This is a genomic window from Kaistia adipata DSM 17808 (assembly GCF_000423225.1).
Lineage (GTDB): Bacteria > Pseudomonadota > Alphaproteobacteria > Rhizobiales > Kaistiaceae > Kaistia > Kaistia adipata.
The window spans coordinates 1,326,066-1,345,592 of sequence record NZ_KE383991.1; the positions used below are offsets into that span (position 1 = coordinate 1,326,066).

At 67.9% G+C, this 19,527-nt stretch carries 21 protein-coding genes; 9 read left to right on the forward strand and 12 right to left on the reverse strand.

Features of this window, described 5'->3' with window-relative positions:
* Position 1 precedes the first annotated feature (1 nt).
* The 3 genes from G539_RS0119025 to rpmG all read left to right on the forward strand — a co-directional run bounded on the left by G539_RS0119025 (position 2) and on the right by rpmG (position 1,982).
* Entirely contained in the window at positions 2–439 is a 438-nt protein-coding gene (locus G539_RS0119025; RefSeq protein WP_029076604.1) for a DUF983 domain-containing protein, read from the forward strand.
* A gap of 109 nt (positions 440–548) precedes the next feature.
* Complete coding sequence (locus G539_RS0119030; RefSeq protein WP_051231675.1) at positions 549–1,727, forward strand: MFS transporter; 1,179 nt, start codon at positions 549–551, stop codon at positions 1,725–1,727.
* Between the two features lie 87 nt (positions 1,728–1,814).
* A complete protein-coding gene (rpmG, locus tag G539_RS0119035; RefSeq protein WP_018181260.1) occupies positions 1,815–1,982 on the forward strand; it encodes a 50S ribosomal protein L33 in 168 nt (55 codons plus the stop codon).
* A 367-nt stretch (positions 1,983–2,349) separates the two neighbouring features.
* Here the strand turns inward: rpmG and G539_RS0119040 are convergent, their stop codons facing one another.
* The gene (locus G539_RS0119040) at positions 2,350–2,721 is read right to left on the reverse strand and encodes a response regulator (RefSeq protein WP_029076606.1); all 372 of its coding nucleotides are present in this window, start codon (positions 2,719–2,721) and stop codon (positions 2,350–2,352) included.
* A 95-nt stretch (positions 2,722–2,816) separates the two neighbouring features.
* Here G539_RS0119040 and G539_RS0119045 point away from each other — a divergent pair, with 95 nt between their 5' ends.
* The gene (locus tag G539_RS0119045) at positions 2,817–3,110 is read left to right on the forward strand and encodes a DUF3572 domain-containing protein (RefSeq protein ID WP_029076607.1); all 294 of its coding nucleotides are present in this window, start codon (positions 2,817–2,819) and stop codon (positions 3,108–3,110) included.
* Entirely contained in the window at positions 3,107–3,730 is a 624-nt protein-coding gene (locus G539_RS0119050; protein ID WP_029076608.1) for a GNAT family N-acetyltransferase, read from the forward strand. Before G539_RS0119045 ends, G539_RS0119050 begins: the two co-directional genes overlap by 4 nt.
* Before the next feature lie 35 nt (positions 3,731–3,765).
* Here G539_RS0119050 and G539_RS0119055 read toward each other — a convergent pair whose 3' ends face one another.
* Positions 3,766–4,194 carry a flagellar export protein FliJ gene (locus G539_RS0119055; protein ID WP_029076609.1) on the reverse strand — a complete coding sequence of 143 codons (429 nt, stop codon included), beginning with the start codon at positions 4,192–4,194 and terminating at the stop codon, positions 3,766–3,768.
* A 463-nt stretch (positions 4,195–4,657) separates the two neighbouring features.
* On the opposite strand from G539_RS0119055, the gene ctrA reads away from it, so the two are divergent.
* Positions 4,658–5,359 (forward strand): response regulator transcription factor CtrA, encoded by a 702-nt coding sequence (ctrA, locus tag G539_RS0119060; RefSeq protein ID WP_018181265.1) that lies wholly within the window; start codon positions 4,658–4,660, stop codon positions 5,357–5,359.
* A gap of 158 nt (positions 5,360–5,517) precedes the next feature.
* On the opposite strand, the gene chpT is transcribed toward ctrA, so the two are convergent.
* A complete protein-coding gene (gene chpT / locus G539_RS25495; protein WP_051231677.1) occupies positions 5,518–6,261 on the reverse strand; it encodes a histidine phosphotransferase ChpT in 744 nt (247 codons plus the stop codon).
* A gap of 251 nt (positions 6,262–6,512) precedes the next feature.
* On the opposite strand from chpT, the gene G539_RS0119070 reads away from it, so the two are divergent.
* Both G539_RS0119070 and G539_RS0119075 read left to right on the forward strand, forming a co-directional pair.
* Positions 6,513–7,088, forward strand: a complete 576-nt coding sequence (locus G539_RS0119070) for a DUF1134 domain-containing protein (protein WP_051231679.1) — start codon at positions 6,513–6,515, stop codon at positions 7,086–7,088.
* A 228-nt stretch (positions 7,089–7,316) separates the two neighbouring features.
* A complete protein-coding gene (locus G539_RS0119075; RefSeq protein ID WP_156912044.1) occupies positions 7,317–8,432 on the forward strand; it encodes a coiled-coil domain-containing protein in 1,116 nt (371 codons plus the stop codon).
* Here G539_RS0119075 and G539_RS0119080 read toward each other — a convergent pair whose 3' ends face one another.
* The gene (locus G539_RS0119080; protein WP_029076612.1) at positions 8,433–9,443 is read right to left on the reverse strand and encodes an NAD-dependent epimerase/dehydratase family protein; all 1,011 of its coding nucleotides are present in this window, start codon (positions 9,441–9,443) and stop codon (positions 8,433–8,435) included.
* Between the two features lie 98 nt (positions 9,444–9,541).
* Here G539_RS0119080 and G539_RS0119085 point away from each other — a divergent pair, with 98 nt between their 5' ends.
* Entirely contained in the window at positions 9,542–10,447 is a 906-nt protein-coding gene (locus G539_RS0119085) for a LysR family transcriptional regulator (RefSeq protein ID WP_035831599.1), read from the forward strand.
* Positions 10,448–10,515: 68 nt separating this feature from the next.
* Here G539_RS0119085 and G539_RS0119090 read toward each other — a convergent pair whose 3' ends face one another.
* The 8 genes from G539_RS0119090 to G539_RS0119125 form a co-directional block, all read right to left on the reverse strand.
* The gene (locus G539_RS0119090; protein ID WP_029076614.1) at positions 10,516–11,871 is read right to left on the reverse strand and encodes an esterase-like activity of phytase family protein; all 1,356 of its coding nucleotides are present in this window, start codon (positions 11,869–11,871) and stop codon (positions 10,516–10,518) included.
* Positions 11,872–11,994: 123 nt separating this feature from the next.
* Positions 11,995–13,419 (reverse strand): dihydropyrimidinase, encoded by a 1,425-nt coding sequence (gene hydA / locus G539_RS0119095; RefSeq protein WP_029076615.1) that lies wholly within the window; start codon positions 13,417–13,419, stop codon positions 11,995–11,997.
* Positions 13,420–13,440: 21 nt separating this feature from the next.
* A complete protein-coding gene (locus tag G539_RS0119100; RefSeq protein ID WP_029076616.1) occupies positions 13,441–14,175 on the reverse strand; it encodes a maleate cis-trans isomerase family protein in 735 nt (244 codons plus the stop codon).
* Between the two features lie 53 nt (positions 14,176–14,228).
* Positions 14,229–14,987: an enoyl-CoA hydratase-related protein gene (locus tag G539_RS0119105; protein WP_029076617.1), complete on the reverse strand. Its 759-nt coding sequence runs from the start codon at positions 14,985–14,987 to the stop codon at positions 14,229–14,231.
* A gap of 48 nt (positions 14,988–15,035) precedes the next feature.
* The gene (locus G539_RS0119110) at positions 15,036–15,413 is read right to left on the reverse strand and encodes a DUF2237 family protein (RefSeq protein ID WP_029076618.1); all 378 of its coding nucleotides are present in this window, start codon (positions 15,411–15,413) and stop codon (positions 15,036–15,038) included.
* Positions 15,414–15,435: 22 nt separating this feature from the next.
* A complete protein-coding gene (locus G539_RS25500; protein ID WP_051231681.1) occupies positions 15,436–16,986 on the reverse strand; it encodes an amidase family protein in 1,551 nt (516 codons plus the stop codon).
* A complete protein-coding gene (locus G539_RS25505; RefSeq protein WP_051231683.1) occupies positions 16,983–18,248 on the reverse strand; it encodes a YlbE family protein in 1,266 nt (421 codons plus the stop codon). Before G539_RS25505 ends, G539_RS25500 begins: the two co-directional genes overlap by 4 nt.
* Positions 18,249–18,419: 171 nt before the next feature.
* Positions 18,420–19,475, reverse strand: a complete 1,056-nt coding sequence (locus G539_RS0119125) for a BMP family ABC transporter substrate-binding protein (protein WP_245576906.1) — start codon at positions 19,473–19,475, stop codon at positions 18,420–18,422.
* Positions 19,476–19,527 lie beyond the last annotated feature (52 nt).

Consider the following 19,527-nt stretch of genomic DNA (forward strand, 5'->3'; position numbering starts at 1 on the left):
GATGAACGAGTGGATCAGCAGTTCGGAGCAGGCGGCGCGGCCCAAGCGTTCCTTGTGGCAGGCGATGTCGCGCGGCTTCCTCTGCCGCTGCCCGGCCTGTGGCGAAGGGCGCCTGTTCAACGGCTACCTGGCGGTGGTCGATGCCTGCCCTTCCTGTGGCGAGGACCTCTCGCACCAGCGCGCCGATGACGCCCCGCCCTATTTCACCATCACCATCGTCGCCCACATCGTCGTGCCGGCGATGCTGATGGTCGAGATGGCCTGGCACCTCTCCAACGTGACGCATCTGGCGATCTGGCTGCCGCTGACGGCGGTGCTGACCATCGGCCTCCTGCGCCCGATCAAGGGCTCCGTCGTCGGCCTGCAATGGGCGATGTACATGCACGGCTTCGACCCGGACGGCGACCCGGACGAACACGGACTGGCGCCGCGCGGCTGAGCCGGCCCTCGACCGCGACGGAAGCAGCGTCTAGAACGGCGCCCGTCGCGGGTGGATGCTGCGCATCCATCCCATACCCAGTTCCGCATACAGTACCCGAGGCGAATCGATGACCATGCCCCCCGAGCGACGGACCGATGGTGGCGGCATGCTCGGCCTCGTCGCGGCGATCGGCTCCGTTCCGGCCGTCGGGCTCGCCTTCTCGATCAGCCTGCCGCTGCTGGCGCTGACGCTCGAGGACCGCGGCATCTCCTCGACCTGGATCGGCCTCAACTCGGCGACCTGGGGCCTGGCGGCGATCGCCATCACCCCCTTCGTGCCGAAACTCGCCGCCCGCATCGGCACGGCGCAGCTGCTGGCGCTCTCGATCCTGATGCTCGCCGCGGCGCTGCCCCTCTTCTATCTCGCGCCGTTCTGGGCCTGGTTCATCCTGCGCCTCGTCGCCGGCGCGGCCGTCACCATCACTTTCGTGCTCTCGGAATTCTGGATCAGCACCGCGGCGCCACCCGCCCGGCGCGGCGTCATCATGGGGCTCTACGCCTCAATGCTGGCGATCGGCTTCGCGATGGGACCCGTGATCCTGTCGCTGACCGGCACGCGCGGCATGCTGCCCTTCGTCGTCGGTTCCTGCGTGCTGATGCTCGGCGTGCTGCCGGTGCTCTGCGGCCTCAAGGTCGCGCCCAGGCTGGATCGCCGCGAGAAGCACGCCTTTGGCCGCTTCCTGTTCCTCGTGCCGGCGGCGACCGGCGCGGCGCTCCTGTTCGGCACGATCGAGAGCGGCGCCTTCGCCATGCTGCCGGTCTATGGCCAGCGCGTCGGCCACAGCCGCGAGACGGTCATCCTGCTCGGCATCGCGGTCACCATCGGCAACATCCTGCTGCAGATGCCGATGGGCCTGCTCTCGGACCGCATGGACCGCCGCAAGCTGCTGGCCTTCATCGCCACCTTCGGCCTCCTCGGCGCCGGCGTGCTGCCGTTCGTCGCCGCCTCGTTCTGGCCGCTGATGATCGCGCTCGCCATCTGGGGCGGCGTCATCGGCTCGCTCTACACGGTCGGCCTCGCCCATCTCGGCTCGCGCTTCCGCGGCGCCGATCTCGCCGCCGCCAACGCCGCCTTCATCTTCTGCTACTCGCTCGGCGGGCTGATCGGCCCGGCGACGCTCGGCGTCGCCATGGACGTCTGGGACCCGCACGGATTCGCCGTCGGTTTCGGCCTGTTCTTCGCGGGCTACCTGCTGATGCTGCTCATTCGCATGGGACGATCCCGCCGCGCGCAGAACCTTTCTTGACTTTCATCCGTGAATCCGTAGGGTGCGCGCACAAAGGCGCCGGGCCGGTTTCTGCTACGTTGCGCGCAACAATTTTGAGGTTTGACCATGGCCAAGGCCACCACGATCAAGATCAAGCTCGTGAGCTCCGCTGACACCGGCTTCTTCTACGTCACCAAGAAGAACTCGCGTACCATGACCGAGAAGTTCTCGGCCAAGAAGTACGACCCGGTCGCGCGCAAGCACGTCGAGTTCCGCGAAGCCAAGATCAAGTAAGATCGGTTTCGACCGTTTCGAAAAGGGCGCCGTTTCGGCGCCTTTTTTGTTGGGCGCTTGCTGGATTCGCAACGCTCGGCCTTGGCGGCGTGTACCCCGCCGAACCCTGCGGCTGCATGCCGTGCAGCGTGCTCCGCCGTCATCCTGAGGTGCTTCGCGCAAGCGAAGCCTCGAAGGAGCATCCAGCGGGCCACCCCGGCGAATCCGCATGCCACCGGCATCCGGAAGATCCCTGAACCCTCCTTCGAGGCCCGGCTCCGCCGGGCACCTCAGGATGACGGTCATGCGCGGGAAATCCGTCCGGATGCGTCCGCATTCGAGGAATCACGCGGGACGGCCAAGACGGAAGCACCACGCAGTCACGCCCTCAGCTGTCGCCAATGTAGGTTTTCACCGTCTCGATGAACTTGCCGATCGAGATCGGCTTGGAGAGATAGGCCTCGCAGCCGCCCTGGCGGATGCGCTCCTCGTCGCCCTTCATGGCGAAGGCGGTGACGGCGATGATCGGGATCGCGCGGAGCTCCTCGTCCTCCTTGATCCACTTGGTCACCTCCAGCCCCGAAACCTCGGGCAGCTGGATGTCCATCAGGATCAGGTCGGGCCGGTGCGCGCGGGCAAGGTCGAGCGCTTCCAGGCCGTTGCGGGTCTGGATGATATTGTAGCCATGTGCTTCGAGCAGGTCGTGGAAGAGCTTCATGTTGAGCTCGTTGTCTTCCACGACGAGAACGGTCTTTGCCATTCGCCCCTTCTCGCGGCCCTCGATCCCGTCGACGGCGTCTACTAGATGGTATCGCAACTGGATTTAGCGAAGATTCGTTTCGGAAAGGCAAATGCATGATCCGTCAGAAGGAGCCGCCGCTCGACCTCGAGGGTGCCGAGCGGCTGGCGATCGAGGCGCTGGCCTTCCTGGCGTCCGAGCCGGAGGAGCTGGGCCGCTTCCTGGCGCTCGTCGGCCTCGGGCCGGAAACGCTGCGGGACGCTGCCGCCGATCCCGGCTTCCTGGCCGGGGTGCTCGAATATTTCATGGAGAACGAGGCGCTGCTGCTGGTCTTCGCCGCGCGGGCGAACATCCGCCCGACGATGTTCGCCGCCGCCCGCTACCTGCTCGACCGGGAAATCACGGAATGACCGAGACCATCGCCCTCGACCTCGACGGCTACACCGACCTGCCGCCCGGCCGGATCGCCAATGTCGTCACCTATCTCGAAATGCCGGCGCGGCCGGAGACGGCCCCTGCCCCGGCCGCCTCGGGGCGCACCGTGCGCCATGTCGCGGAACCGGAGCTCGGCGCCTATCGCGGCCTCTATTCCCGCATCGGCATGGAGTGGCTCTGGTTCTCGCGCGCGGTGATGTCGGACGGGGAGCTGGCGGCGCTGCTGGCGAAGCCGACGACGGAGATCCACTTCCTGGAGCAGGACGGCGAGCCGATCGGCCTGGCCGAGCTGCATCGCGGCGAAGGCGGTCCGGACAATGTCGAGATCGCGATGTTCGGCGTGGTGCCGGAGGCGACCGGCACGGGCGCGGCGCGGCAGCTGATGGAGGCGGCGCTGGCGGCGGCCTGGAGCGGCGGCACGAAGCGCGTCTGGCTCCACACCTGCTCGTTCGATCATCCGGCGGCCCTGCGCTTCTACAAGCGCTCCGGCTTCACGCCGTTCAAGCTGGCGATCGAGGTCTCGACCGACCCGCGCCTCGACGGCCACCTGCCGCGCACGGCGGGGCCGCATGTGCCGCTGATCGACCCCGCCTGAGGCCGGCAGGGTTAACGAAAGGCTAACAGCCGACGCTACCAGGAACGACGATCGGCACCCGCCGAGCGGGCCGGCCGGCGGGCGGCGAGATCGGGCGCGTGGGCGCGCTGGCCGGTGCCCGCGGTGCCTCGGTCCTGGTCGCGCGTCGCCATCAGCTCCGCCTTCTTCAGTTCGTCGAGGGCGAGGTTGAGCCCTTCCTGGGCGGCAGCGAGCTGGCTCTCGAGGTCCTGCGCCGAGGCGCGGAGATTGTCGCGCCGCTGCATCGCCGCCTTGGCGAAGGTCGGATAGGCGAAATGGGAGGTATCGCGGATGCCGGCGCGTTCCTGCTCGACGTTGATCTGATCCTCGAGATCGCGCGCCATGCGCTCGAACTCGGCGACCATCGTCTGGATCTGATTGACCTGGCGACGCTTTTCGTCGGCCTGGAACCGCTTCAGCCGAATGATGCTCTCACGCGACTTCATACTCGTTACTCCCTGAACACAGAGACGCAAAGCTGCGGGATTGGCGGCGGCGACGGACCGTTTTCCACATTGTCGCTGCCAAAAGGCCATCAGGCTTGTCAAAACCTTAAGCCACCCACCTCGCGCTAACCTTTCATTTACGTCTCGCGTTAATCATGGCGCAGGAGGGCTTAAGGGCGGGTAAACCCCGTCCTGCGGTACCTTCATCCTAATTCCGTGAGTCCGACCAATTGGTTACCGGATTTCGTGCAATTGAATGATGCGGTGCTTTCCACACCAAATCGTTCGGAATCTCAAAGACGTCAGGCGATTCTCGAATAAATCGCATGAGGCCCTTGTGAGCACGAATCAGAATTTGTTAACCATTACGCGTTAGCCTTCGAATCGGGGTGAGCCGTTTTCCAAGCACCGGTCTGCAAGGCCCGGAGCGCCAAGCCCAGGATAGGCAATTGAGGGGATTGGTATGCGAGTTCTGCTGATCGAGGACGACAGCGCCACTGCGCAGAGCATCGAGCTGATGCTCAAGTCCGAGAATTTTAACGTCTACACGACGGATCTCGGCGAAGAGGGTGTCGATCTCGGCAAGCTCTACGACTACGATATCATTCTGCTCGACCTGAACCTGCCGGACATGTCCGGCTACGAGGTCCTGCGGTCGTTGCGCGTCGCCAAGGTCAAGACGCCGATCCTGATCCTCTCCGGCCTCGCCGGCATTGAGGACAAGGTGCGCGGCCTCGGCTTCGGCGCCGACGACTACATGACCAAGCCGTTCCACAAGGACGAGCTGGTCGCCCGCATCCACGCCATCGTCCGCCGCTCGAAGGGCCATGCCCAGTCGGTGATCATCACCGGCGAGCTGACCGTCAACCTCGACACCAAGACCGTCGAAGTTCATGGCAGCCGCGTGCACCTGACCGGCAAGGAATACCAGATGCTGGAGCTGCTCTCGCTCCGCAAGGGCACGACGCTGACCAAGGAAATGTTCCTGAACCACCTTTATGGCGGCATGGACGAGCCCGAACTGAAGATCATCGACGTCTTCATCTGCAAGCTGCGCAAGAAGCTGGCGACCGCCACCAACGGCCTCAACTACATCGAGACCGTCTGGGGTCGTGGCTACGTGCTGCGCGAGCCGGATGAAGCCGAGATGCGCGCGAGCGCATAGCCGGCCCTCCCCCGGCTCAGACTGAAAACCCCGCTGCGGCGGGGTTTTTTGTGCCCGCAATCCGACCTCCGAGCTCCGGACAAACAAAAACCGCGCCGATCGGACGATCGACGCGGTCAGAATTCGAAGTCCGGATCGGACGCGCGGCGAATGCCGCCTCAGGCCTCGGCTGAGGCGACCGGCGCGGCGGCCTGCTCCTCGGTCACCTCGGTCACCTCGGTCACGGGCTCGTCGGCGACGGGCTCCACGACCTCGGCAGCCGCCGGGCGTGCCGTGATGATGACATCGGCGCCGTCGAGCACCGCCGCCACGGTCATGCCGCTGACGCGGGCCAGCAGGCCGGCGTAATAGGGCTGCACGGCATGGGCATCGATGTTGACGTCGACGATCGCGCCGGGGATCAGCTTCTCGAAGGCGGCGGGAATGCGGGCGCTCGGGCCCGAGCAGTGGAAGGTCACTTCCGGCTTCGCCGGCTCGCCCGTGATCGTCACCTTGATCAGACCGCCGCGCGGCACGGCCGCCACCGCCATCAGCACCAGGTTGAGGATGAGCTTGACCTGATTCTTCGGCATCAGCGCGCGCGGCGCGGTCCATTCGAACGAGGCCTTCTCGCCCTCCATGTAGCCGCGCGCCACCTTCTCGGCGTCGCCGATGTCGATCTCGGCGCCGGCGGAACCGGCCGCGCCGAAGGCGAGACGGGCGAACTGCAGCTTGGCCGAAGCCTGGCGCGCGCTCTTGCGGATCAGGTCGAAGGCAAAGGCCTTCATCTCCTCGCCGTTCTCCTCGTCGAGAACCTCGAGTCCGTTGTTGATGGCGCCGACCGGGGAGATGATGTCGTGGCAGACGCGGCTGCAGAGCAGCGCCGCGAGATCGAGGGCTTCGAGTTCGATCTCATTGGTCATGACGCGTCATTCCCTCTTGTTTCAGCGCGAATCAGCCCATCAAAAGGGCGCTTCGGGGATACACCGATGGGCCGATGCTGCCAACCGCCGGCCGGTTGCCGCCCGGGACGGGCGATCGGCCCCGTGCCCAGATCCCGCCCAGATTTTTGAACTACACTTCGACGGTGATTCGCGCGCCTGCTGCCGGTCTCCACCCGTCGGGGATCGGGCCCGTGCCATGAAGCCGCCACGACACGAAGGAGCCGACCGACATGCATCGCAGCCTGCGACTGACCTTTCTCATTGCCCTGATCGCGCTGGCCGCCCCGTTCCTCGCGCTCGGTTCCGCGAAGGCCCAGAGTCCGGACCGCTATTCCTCCGACGAGCTCATCAATACCGGCCACAGCTTCTTCGGCGAAGTGTCGGGCAGCCTCGCCTCGGTGGTCGAGCACGCCGTCTCGAAATACGGCCTGCCCAATGGCTACATCCTCGGCGAGCAGGGCTCCGGCGCGCTGTTCGCGGGCCTGCGCTACGGCAACGGCACGCTCTACACCAAGAATGCCGGCCAGCATCAGGTCTTCTTCCAGGGCCCGTCGCTCGGCTGGGACATCGGCGGCGACGGCTCGCGCGTCATGATGCTGGTCTACAACCTGCCTTCGGTCAGCGCGCTCTACACCCGCTATGGCGGCGTCAACGGCTCGGCCTATCTGGTCGGCGGCGTCGGCATGACCGTACTGTCGCGCAACGACGTCTTCATCGTGCCGATCGTCTCCGGCGTCGGCGCCCGCCTCGGCCTCAATGTCGGCTATCTGAAGTTCACCGACCGCCAGACCTGGAACCCCTTCTGATCGGCCGCTGGCGGTCCCTTCGCCGCATCGGCCTGTGACGACCGTCACGGCGCCGCCGCAACACCGGCGCCAGAATGACGCGAGCGACCGGCGCGCGCACGGTTACGCTGGACTCTCGACTTCCGAGGATGTCATTAGGGAGAAGCGCGCCGGGCGCGCGACGCCGATGCCTGAAGGGCCGGCCGTTTCGGCTCCCCACAGGCATGACCGACATCGGGAGACGATGCGTTGATCGAAGCAGTGATGTATTTCGCACTCGGCTTCCTGTCGGCGGGGATCGTCGCGCTTCTGCTCGGGCCGCCGCTGTGGCGACGCGCGCTGCGGCTGACCCGACGCGACATGGAACGGACGCTGCCGATGACGCGCGCCGAGATCCAAGCCGAGAAGGACCAGATCCGCGCCGGCTTCGCGCTGTCGATCAGCTCGCTCAACCAGACGATCGAGCGTCTGAAGGCGCAGGTCACCGAGCAGTTCATCGACATCAACCGCAAGCGCGAGGTGATCACCCACCTCACCGCGCAGGGATCGCTCTCCGCCGATGACATCGTCGCGCTCGAGACGCGTCGCGCCGAGCTGGAAGCGCGCGTCGCCGAGAGCGACCTGGCGCTCGCCACCGGCATGGCGGAGCAGGCGACCACCGAGCGGGCGCTGGCGCTGACCCGCGAGAACCTCGCCGCCGCCGAGCTGGCCGCGCAGCAATCGGCGGCCGAGCGCGAGGCGCAGCGCCTGGAAATCATCGCCCGCGACACCGAGCTCGACAATCTGCGCGACGCGCTCGCCGCGATGAAGATGAGCTCGACGGTCAGCACGGTGGAGAGCGCCGGCTTCGAGAGCGAGATGGCCGCGCTCAAGGCCAACCTCGCCATCCAGCGCCGCATGAGCGAGGAACAGAGCGGACGCCAGAGCGAGAGCGAGGCGGCGATCAGCGCCGCCGTCGCCGAGCTGAAGAAGCGCGAGGCCGACCTCGAGGCGGCGCATGGCCGCATCGAGGATCTCTCCGTGCGTCTGGTCGAGGCCGAAGCGGCCGAAATGGGCGCGATCGCCGTCAAGGAAGAGCGCGGCGCGCTCGCCAGCCGGATCACCGCGCTCGAAGACCTGAACGCCCGCCTCGAGGCCGAGGTCGCGACGCTGAAGCAGCGCACCGGCACCGCCAGCGCCGAGGAGACCGAACTGCTCCGCGGCAAGCTGATCGAATTCGGCGCCGCCGTCGCGCGGCTGGCGTCCGAGCGCGGCGACGGGCCGAGCCTCGTCACCGAATTGCCGCCGCCACCGGAGGAGCCCGCGCCGGCCGGTGGCCTGGCCGAGCGCATCCGCGCGCTGCAGCACGCCAGCGGCAATTCCTGATCAGTTCGCCCGCGCCAGCCCGGTTCCGGGCGGCATCGGCGCGACCGCCGGCATGCAGCCCATGCCGACCAGCGTTTCCCGCAGCGCCGTGACGAGCGGCGTGTGCGGCTCGGCGCCGAGGAAGGCGACCAGCCTGCGATTGTCGAGCTCGAGCCGCTCGCGCCAGAGATAGCGCATCTCCAGCAACTCCCGGAACGTCTCGATGAACGGCGCACCGAGCCTGACGGCGAGCCATGGGAAGCGCCGGATCGGCATGTCGGGCCGGCCGAGAACCTCGCGCACCGCCTCCGCGATCTCGATGCCACGCTCGAAATAGTGGCCGCGGAAATGGAACGTCTCGAACGGGCCGAGATCGTCGGCGCGTTCGACGAGGCGTGCGAAGGTTTCCGCCAGATCCGGCAGATAGGCCCAGGCGTGGCCGACTTCGGGATCGCCGGGATAGCTGATCCGCTTTGCCGCCCCGCCCGCCTTGACGATGCCCGCCCCGAACCAGTTGTTGCCGGCCCGGGGGCCGAAGAAGTCGCCGGCCCGCACGATCAGCACCGGCGTGCCCTCCCCCGCCGCCTGGCGGAGCCGCGTTTCCATCGCCACGCGGATCCGCCCCTTGCGGGTGACCGGGTTCTGTGGCGATCGCTCGTCGACGAGAGGACCTGCGTCCGGTCCGAAATTATAGACCGTGCCGGGAAAGACGATGCGGGCGCCGGCAGCCTTCGCCGCCGTGATGGTGCTTTCCAGCATCGGCAGGGCGAGGCCCTTCCAGTTGCGATAGCCGGGCGGGTTGGCGCCATGGAAGGCGATCGACGCGCCCTTCGACGCCGCGACCACCTCGGCCGCGTTCATGGCGTCGCCCTTGATCCAGGTGATGCCCGCGCTCCCCGGCTTCGCGGCGGCTGCTTTCGGCGACCGCGCCAGTCCGCGCACCGTCCAGCCCCGGGCGAGAAGCGCCCGCGCCACCGCGCCGCCGACCCCGCCCGTTGCGCCAACCACCAAAGCGATCCTGTTCTCCATCATGATCCGGCTCCTTGTCCGAGTTGCTGCAGACAAGATCGGCCCGAACGCCATCATCCGGAATTGTTGAAGTTCGACTGGTGATCATGCATTTTTGCATAATGACGCCGTCGTGGGATCACCTCCGCTCCTTCCTCGCCGTGCTGCGCGAGGGCAGTCTCTCCGCCGCCGCGCGCGGCCTGCGCCTGACGCAGCCGACCGTCGGCCGCCACATCGACGAGCTGGAATCAGCCCTCGGCGTCGTGCTGTTCACGCGGTCGCAGTTGGGCCTCGCGCCGACCGAGGCCGCGCTGGAGCTGCGCCCGCATGCCGAAACCATGGCGGCGGCGGCCGAAGCGCTGGCGCGCACCGCCTCCGGGGAAGCGGCGGAGGCGCGGGGCGCGGTCCGGATCGCGGCGAGCGAGGTGGTCGGCGTCGAGATCCTGCCGCGCCTGCTGGAACCGTTTCAGCGTCTCTATCCGCAGATCGCGATCGAGCTGGTGGTGTCGAACCGCAACGAGGACCTTTTGCGGCGCGAGGCGGATATCGCGGTCCGCATGGTGGCGCCGACGCAGGCCGCTCTGCTGGCGCGGCGCATCGGTGCGATCGAGCTCGGCCTGCACGCGCATCGCCGCTATCTGGATCGGCGCGGAACGCCGGCGACGCTCGACGCCCTTGCCGGCCACGCGCTCATCGGCTTCGACCGCGAAACGACGGCGGTGCGCGCGCTGCAGAAGCTCGGCCTGCCGCTGACGCGCGAGATGTTCGCGATCCGCACCGACAGCGACACGACCCAGTTCTCCGCGATCCGCGCCGGCCTCGGCATCGGCGTCTGCCAGGCGCCGCTCGCGGCGCGCGATCCCGACCTCGTCCGCCTGCTGCCGGACGCGTTCGCCTATCCGCTCGAATGCTGGGTCGCCATGCACGAGGATCTGAAGACGGTGCGGCGCATGCGGCTTGCCTTCGATCATCTCGTCGCCGGGCTCGACGCCTATGTCCGCGCCCGGGAGACGACGCCTTCCAAATAGAAAGAGCGCGCCGGGCCGAAGCCGGACGCGCCCCTGATGCGTTTGAAGTACCGGCGGCGGCTGACGCCTTACTTCGCGGCGAGGAAATCCGCCACGTCGAGCAGGATGAACTCGTTGTCGGCGGCCTTGCCGATCTCGCGACCGCCCGAGAACGGCAGGTTGTTGTCGTTCGCCACCATGATGTGGGTGTCGTCGACGCGCATCACGTCCTCGATGGTGAAGAACGGGAAGGTGAAGACGCCCTTCAAGTCACGGTCGGCGGCGGTCTTGACGATCGCCTTGCCGTCGGGATCGGCGACGTTCATCAGGTCGATCTGCGCGACGCGGCGGATGAAGCCGTCCTTGTCGACGCTGGCGGTATCGACCAGCACGATGTTCTTGACCTTGGCCGGCAGCGGGTAGCAGGCCGACTTGTCCTCGCCCTTGCATTCGAGGCTCGGATCGCCCTCGCCATTGTCGCGCTCGATCACCAGCGCGCGGGTGTCGTCGATGAAGTTGAAGTCGCCGATCGCGGTCGCGCCGTCGGCGAGACGGAAGCGGAAGCTGTCGCCGGTCCAGGCGCCCTTGCCGGTATCGAAGGTCATGACCCGCAGGAAGCCGCCTTCCGGCTTGCCGTCGGCGCCCAGCAGCGGTTTCTCCAGCATCGCCCAGAGCAGGTCGGTCTTCGGCTGCAGGGCCATGCCCTCATAGCCGCCGGAGCGCTGCACGCGGAAATCCTTGCCCGGCGCGGCCGGCACGGTGACGCCGGGGGAGTCCGGCCCGCGCAGCACTTCGCCGTCGAGCTCGGTCGCGTAGACGGCGAGCACGCGGCCATCGAGCGTGGCGCGGATGATCGACGGGCCGAATTCCTCGCCGATCCAGACCTCGTCGCCGAGCACCTGGATGCTCTCGGGATCGAAGTCGGCGCCGGTCAGGTAGCGGCTCTCCGTGCCCTCATAGGCGATGCGGAAGGGCACCTTGTGGTCGGGATCCCTGAGGAACACCGACTCCATCCGCTCGACCTTGCCGGTCTGGAAGTCGGGCTTCATGCGGTGGAAGAACAGCAGCGCGTCGGGGCTGTTCGCCTTGCTGCCGAAGCCGTTGTCGGTCAGCGTGTAGAGGCTGCCGTCGGGGGCGCGGTTCATGGCGAAGCCGGACATGCCCTGCACGGGCTGGCCGAGGAAGGGCAGCGAGATGCCGGTCGGATGGCTGCCATAGGCGGCGCCGACGTCGCCCATCACGCTCATCGGCGCTTCATTGCGCGTCTTGCCCGTGAACTTGCCGGAGACGAAGGCATCGCGCGGCGCGTCGGCCGGCGGCGCGATCATCGTCATGGCCGGGAGATAGGCATGCCCCGCCAGCTTGGCGGGGAAGGTCTCGGCCGCCACGGCCGGGCCGGCCAGGGCCACCACGGCCACGGCGGCGAGAAGGGAGCGCAAACGCATCGGGACGTCCTTTCGGAGAGGAAAATGCCCGCTCCGCATAAGCGCCCGACGTGACGCTCGCGTCTCAGCCCCATGGCAGTTTGATGAACCGCCCGGTTGTGCCGGACCCGGACCGTCGCCGCCTCAGGGCCGCGCCGGTCTAGCCGGTCGAGGCCGTTCGCACCGCAGGAACTGCCCCGCCCCCGCCGAGCCGGAGAACGCCCCGTCATGCCAGACGACGGTGCCGCGCAGGATGGTCGTGATCGGCCGCCCGCGCAGCTCCATGCCCTCATAGGGCGTGTAGTCGACATTGTGGTGCAGCGCCTCGTTGGTGATCGTCCAGGAGACATCCGGATCCCAGATGGCGATGTCGGCGTCGGAGCCGACCGCGATCGTCCCCTTGCGCGGATAGAGCCCGTAGATCTTGGCCGGGTTGGTGGACGTCAGCGCCACGAAGCGGTTGATGTCGATCCGGCCGCCGAGCACGCCTTCCGAGAACAGGAGGGGCAGCCGCGTCTCCAGCCCCGGAATGCCGTTCGGGATGCACTGGAACGACGCGCATTCGCCGAACGCCTTCTTGCCGAGCGGGTCGTCATAGCGGAACGGCGCGTGGTCGGAGGAGAACACCTCGAACACGCCGGTCGCGAGCCCGTTCCAGATCGCCTCGTGATTGGCCTCGTCGCGCGGCGGCGGGCTGCAGACGAACTTGGCGCCCTCGAAGCCGTCGCGATGCAGGTGCTTCTCGGTCAGGAACAGATATTGCGGGCAGGTTTCGGCGAAGACGCGATGGCCGCGCGCCTGCGCCCAGCGGATCTGCTCCGTCGCCTCGATGCCGGAGACGTGCACGATCAGGATCGGCACGTCGACGAGCTCGGCCAGCGACAGCGCCCGATGCGTCGCCTCGCGCTCGACAAGGGACGGCCGCGCCGTGGCATGGAAGCGGGGCGCGGTATGGCCGGCCGCTTCCAGCGCCTCGGTCAGCCAGGCGATGCAATCGGCGTTCTCGGCGTGGATCATCGTCATCGCGCCCTCGCGCCGCGCGGCCGCCAGGCATTCCAGGATCTGGCGGTCGTCGAGCTTGAGGTCGTCATAGGTCATGTAGATCTTGAACGAGGTGTAGCCTTCGTCGACGAGGGCCGGCAGCTCCTCGGCGATCACCGGCCGCGACGGGTCGGTGACGATCATGTGGAAGGCGTAGTCGACGCAGGCGCGCCCCGCGGCGCGGCGGTGATAGTCGTCGACGGCGCCGCGCAGGCTTTCCCCCTTCACCTGCGCCGCGAAGGGGATCACCGTCGTGGTGCCGCCGCAGGCGGCCGAGCGGGTGCCGGTCTCGAAATCATCGGCCATGCGCAGTCCCGGCCCCATCGGCTGGTCGAGATGGCAATGGCCGTCGACACCGCCGGGCAGCACATATTGCCCTGTCGCGTCGATCTCCTTGTGCCCGTGCGGCAGAGCCTCGCCCAGCGCCACGATCCGCCCCTCGCGGATCGCGATGTCGCAGACCACCGAGTCGGCGGCGGTGACCACCGTGCCGTTGCGGATGACGAGATCGAAGGGAAACTCGTTCATGACTGCGCCCCCTCCCGCGCCTCAGCGCAGGTCCCCGAAAAGACGGCCCCAGCCCTGGATGCGCGCCGTGTCGATGCCGGTCATCTGCAGGGCCTTCCAGACTGTCGCGCTGACGGAATCGTAGATCGGAATGCCGGTCTCGCGTTCGAGCTGCTCGACCAGCGGCGCGCCGCGGAAATTGGTGCAGAGCACGATGATCGCTTCCGGCTTGTCGGCGGCGACCTCGCGGATCAGGCGCGTGATCGTCGCCTCGTCGAATTCGGCGAAGGAGAAATTGTCCTTCTCGCCCATGTGGCGCTCGGTCGTGACCGTGTGGCCGGCGGCGTCGTAGTTGGCGATGATCTGCTGCTGCACGTCGCCGATATACGGTGTCACCAGCCCCAGGCTGCGGACCTCGGTGCGATCGAGGATCTCGTTCAGGGCGAGCACGCTGGTCGTCGCCGGCGCGCCGGTTGCCTCGGTGATCTCGGCGCAGAGTCGCTGGTCGATCTCGAAGCCGCGCCATCCCGCCGCCGTGCCGGCCCAGGCGATCACGTCCATATGTGCGTCGTTGAGGATGCAGGCCGCCTCGACGAGCGACGAGTTGGTGAACTGCGCCATCGCCTTCTCGCCGAGCGTGATCTCCTTGACGGTGAAGCGCTGGAAATGCGCCGTCACCTCCGGCAGCAGATCGTGCAGGATCGCGCCCATATAGGGCTCGAGGACGGTGTTGGACGACGGCGTCAGCATGCCGATCAGCGTGCGATTGAGTGCCATGGATGGCTCCAGCCTGAAAGGTCAAACAAGGAAAGGTCGGGGTTCCGGCCGGGCTACTCGCCGCGATAGTTCGCCGGCTTTCCTTCCAGGAAGGAGCCGATGCCCTCGTGCAGGTCGCGCGTGCCGAACATCAGCTGCCAGCGGCTCCGCTCCATGGCGATGCCGGCTTCCGAGGTGGTGTCGAGGCCGAGCCGGACGACTTCCTTGATCTGCTGCACGGTGATCGGCGGCTTCGTCGCGATCAACGCCGCGAGCTCGATCGCACGCGATGTCGCGTCGCCCTCGACGATCTCGCTGACCAGCCCCATGCGCCGCGCTTCGACGGCCGGGATCGGCGTCGCCGTCAGCAATGCATACATCGCGTTCTGACGCCCGATGGCGCGCGGCAGGCGCTGCGTCGCGCCGCCGCCCGGCACGAAGCCGAGATTGACCTCCGGCTGGCAGAAGCGGGCATTCGCCGAGGCGATGACGAAGTCGCATTGCAGCACCAGCTCGCAGCCGCCGCCAAAGGCGTCGCCATTGACGGCCGCGATCACCGGCTTCGGCGACTTCCAGAGCGCATGGGTCGTGAAGGTCTGGATCGCGCCGGGGACGGTGCGGCCAAGCTGCTCCTTCAAGTCGGCGCCGACGGCGAAGACCGTGTCGTTGCCGGCGAGCACGATGGCGCGGATGCCCGGATCGGCGTTCAGCTCATCGACATATTGCTCGATCAACAGGCGGACCTCGGTGGTCAGCGCGTTGCGGACTTCGGGCCGGTTGAGCCGGATGACGGCGACGCCCGCGACGGGCTTTTCCAGGAGAACGACCGACATGACGGTTCCTTCCAACAGGTTATGAACGAATGGGCGGGACGGTCGGCGTCAGGCCGCCGGCCGGTCGACCGCATGTTCGAGGAGGGCGGAAAGCGGGACGATCTCGAGCGTCGCCTCATTGGTCGCCGACAGGACCACGGGACAGGCATTCCCGGCCTGGTAGGCCTCGAACCACTTGGCCGCGATCACGCACCAGCGGTCGCCGGGGACGAGGCCGGGAAAGCGCAGATCCGGCCGGATCGTCGTCAGATCGTTGCCGACGCTCGCCTGAAACTCGATGAAGGCCGAGGTCATGATCGCGCAGATGGTGTGGCGAAGCGGATTTTCGGGGCCGGTAGTGCAGCAGCCATCGCGGAGATAGCCGGTCAGGGGATCCGTCGAGCAGAGGTCGAGCGGACCCCCGAGGACGTTGCGCTGTTCAGTCATGCGAAATCTCCATGAGCCGGCCTCACGACCGGGCGCGCCCGGACGGCGGCGTCGGGCAGGCGAAAAGATGGGTCTGGATCTGATGCGCCACGTTGAGGAGCAGCGCGTCCTGCATCGGCCGGGCGACCAGCAGCATGCCGACCGGCAGACCGTCGATCAGGCCGCAGGGAAGGCTGAGCGCCGGATGGCCGGTCAGGTTGGTCGCGCAATTGTTGTCATGCATCTGGAAGGCGAGCCGCTGGTGCTCGGCCGGCGGCAACGGTCCGGTCGGCAGACGATGCGGCAACATCGGGCAGGTCGGCATGACGAGGACGTCATGCTCCGCCAGCGCCGCGTCATACTGGGCGCGCAGCACGCGCCGCAGCCGCTGCGCCAGCGCCAGGACGCGGCCCTTGCTCTCGGCGCGGAGGATGGTGCCGGCGATCAGCGACGCCTTCGCATTGAGCGGCAGGCGGGCGGCGCCGGTCTCGAGCGCCTCTCCGAACGCGCGGGCGAGTTCGCCGTCATAGACGCCGAGGTGATTGGCGCCCTGCGTGCCCTGCTCGAACACCGTCGCGAGGCCGCCCTCGCAGGAGATCGGCGCGTGGATATCCGTCGCCTGCTTGTGCAGCGGCACCGAGGCCGCGCCGACCTTCGCGCCGAGACCAGCAAGCGACAGGGCCGCCGCGCGGACCATCGCGTCGAGACGCGGGTCGGAACCCGCCCAGCCGAAGCCGTCGTCGACGATGCCGATCCGGAGCCCACCCAAGCCTTCGTCGAGCGTCTCGACGGCGGGCCCTTCCAGCGCCGGAACGCCGGCCTGGCGCGGATCGCTGTCGCTGTAGCCCGCGACCGCGTCGAGCAAACGGGCGACATCGCGCGCCGTCCGGGCCATCAGGCCGAGATGATCCATGCTGAACTCGGTCGCCACCGCGCCGGTATAGGGCACGAGGCCGAAGGTCGGCTTCAGCGCGGTGATGCCCGACCAAGCGGCCGGGTTGCGCACGGAACCGCCGAGATCGGTGCCGAGCGCCAGGTCCGCCTCGCCGGTGGCGAGCAGCACGCCGCAGCCGGACGAGGAACCGCCGGCCGAGCGCGTCTGGTCATAGGGGTTGAGCACCGCCCCGGTAACGGAGGTGAAGCTCGAACCGGAATAGCAGAGGTCCTCGCAGACGGCGGTGCCGACCAGCTCCGCGCCGGCGTCGAGCGCCCGCTCGACGGCAAGCGCGCTCCTCGCCGGCACGAAATCACGCAGGAAGTCGCCGCCGAGCGTCATCGGCACGCCGGCGACGGCGATCGAATCCTTGACCACCAGGCGCGCCCCGGCGAGCGGCCCGGCCAAGGTTCGCCGGTCCTCGGTGCGATACATCCAGGCATGGTGCTCGTCGGCGCCGCCGATGCGCTCGACGGTCCAGTCGACGGCCGGGACCGTCTCGGTCCCGAACACCACCTCGGCCAGGGCCTCGATGCGACCATAGGTGCGGCGGGAATTGCCGACCGCCATCTCGATGCCGGCGACGTCGTCGGCGCCGAGATGGAAGCGCTCGGCGACGCGCGCGATCTCGTCGGCGTCGTTGTGCTTGGCTGCGGTCATCGGGCCGCCGCCATAGCTTCGAGCGCGCGGCTCGCCTCGACGAACGGCTCGACCGGAATGCGGGTGATGCCCGCGCCGATGCGGCCATGGCCCGGCAGACGGTGCGACAGACCGTTGTTGATCATCGGCGCGATGCCGGTCTCGCGGACCCGGTGGACGTTGATGCCGATGGGACTGCCGCGATGTTCCTCGGCCGGGATGAGGAAGCGCGAGCTGGTGCCCGAGCAGATCCGGCGCATCTCCTCGACCATGTGGACGCCCTGCTCCACCGTGCCGCCGACGAAGGACATGATGGCGGGGGCGGCCGACATGGCGAAGGCGCCGAAGCCGGCCGTCTCGGAGATCATCGAGTCGCCCATGGTCGGGTTGACGTCCTCCATCTTGCCGCCGGGGATGAGCTTGGGCTCGCCGATCGGCGACGGGCACAGGAACCAGCGATCGCCGGTGCCGCTGACGCGGATGCCGAATTCGCGGCCGTTGCCGGACATGGTGGTGACAACAGGGCTGTCGGAAATGTCGGCGGCGGCCAGCGTCATCGCCTTGGCGGCCGAAATCGCGAAGGGCAGCGCGAAATGGCCATTGCCAGCCATGATGGCGACGGTCTTCGCCACGGCGTCGCGGTCCCGGCCGCTTGAGATCAGCGCCGGAGCCAGCCGAACGATCAGGCTGGCGGTGGTGGCGATCAAGCGGTTGTGGCAATCGTCGCCGCGGCGCAGGCCCTCCGCGACCATGCCGCCCAGCTCGATCGGATCGGTCGCCCGGATGGCGTCGTCGAGGACGCCGGCCATGTCGGTCGCCATCCAGCGCAGCCGCGCCAGCGTCTCGTCGTCATAGGAGCCGTAGCGGACGGCGCCGCCGGTGCCCTCGTTCAGCGGCGAGAACGTCGTGTGGCCGGCCGATTTCGCGACCACTACCGGCATGCTCGGCGTGATCACGCCCGCCATCGCGCCGAGCGCGCCGGCGTCGTGGCAGGGCAAAAGCTCCAGTTCGCCGGCGTCGAGGATCGCCTCGGCCTCGGCCACGTCCCTCGCCTCGCCCTCGAAGATCAGGCCACCGATCAGCGCGCCGCGCATCGGTCCCGGCACGTCCTCGAGGCGGATCGGCGGTCCGGCATGCAGGAAGCGGCGCGGGCCGACCTGGCGGGTGACGTCGCCGGCGGCGCAGACGCCGACGAGATGCACCTGCGTCGTGTCGAGCGCGGCGACGGATTTGGCCGCGGCGGCCTCGACGGCCGGGAGCGAAGCTTGGATCGTGTCGGACATCGTCTTGGTTCCTGCTGATCGATCGAGGCGGCGCACGAAGGGGCGCGCGCGGCCGGTCTTGAGCTTTGGACCGGGACGTTCAGCCCCGGCCGGGCCTGTCGCGGCGCGCACCTCCCCGCTCCGGTCCTGCGCGGCAGGACCGGTCATGCGAGACGCACGTCGTGGATCCGGCTATTTCGGGATCGTCGTATCGATGCCCTTGACCAGGAAGTTCATGCCCTTGATGGCGCCGTCGTCGAGCGACGTGCCGGCGGGCACGGCTTCCTTGTCCTCGTTCGAGGTGATCGGGCCGGTGAAGGGCTTGAAGGTGCCGGCGCCCATCTCGTCCTGACGCGCCAGGATCTGCGCCCGCTGCTCGTCCGACAGGTCCTTGCTCAGGCCGGCGACCGAGACGGCATTGTCGGCGATGCCGGCGAAGACGTCGTCGCCCTTGAAGTTGCCGGCCATCGCCTCCTCGACCTTCTGGATCATCACCGGGCCGAAGTTGAGCTGGCCGGCGCAGAGGTGCTTGGTCGGAGCGAACTTCGAATTGTCGCTATGGGTGACGGTGCCGTAGATGCCGAGCTGCTCGGCGGCGGCCATCGGGCCGGGCGTCCCCGGGAAGAGCGAGAAGACGACGTCGGTCCCCTGCGAGGCGAGCGATTCCGTTGACGCCTTCTCCATCGCCGGATCGAACCAGGAATTGAGCCAGATCACCTTGACCGGCTTCAGGTTGGCATTGGTGCTCTGCGCGCCCAGCACATAGGCGTTCATGACGTTGAGCACTTCGGGCAGCGGGAACGCGGCGATGACGCCGAGCGTCTCCGACTTGGTCACCATGCCGGCGGCCATGCCGCAGAGATAGGCCGCCTCGTAGTGGCGCGGCGTCAGCGTCGAGAAATTCGGCGCGTTCATGTAGCCGCCGATATGGACGACCGAAAGCTTCGGATAGCGCTTGGCCAGCTTCATGCCGTCCTGCTGGTAGCCGAAGGAGCCGAGCACCAGCATGTCGACGCCGTCGGCGGCCATCTTGTTCATGACGCGCGTCGCGTCCGGCCCCTCGCCGAGGCTGTTGACGAACTGGATCTCGACCTGGTCGCCGAACTTCTCGGCGATGGCGCGGCCGCCGCGATCAAGCTCGTAGGACCAGCCGAGCTCGCCGACCGGGTTGGGCAGCAGATAGCCGATCTTGAACGGATCGGCCTTGGCCGAGACGGTGAGCGCGACGCCCAGCGCAGCGGTGGTCAACGCTGTCCTAATCCAGTGACGCATGTTGATTCCTCCCCAAATATGCGTTTCT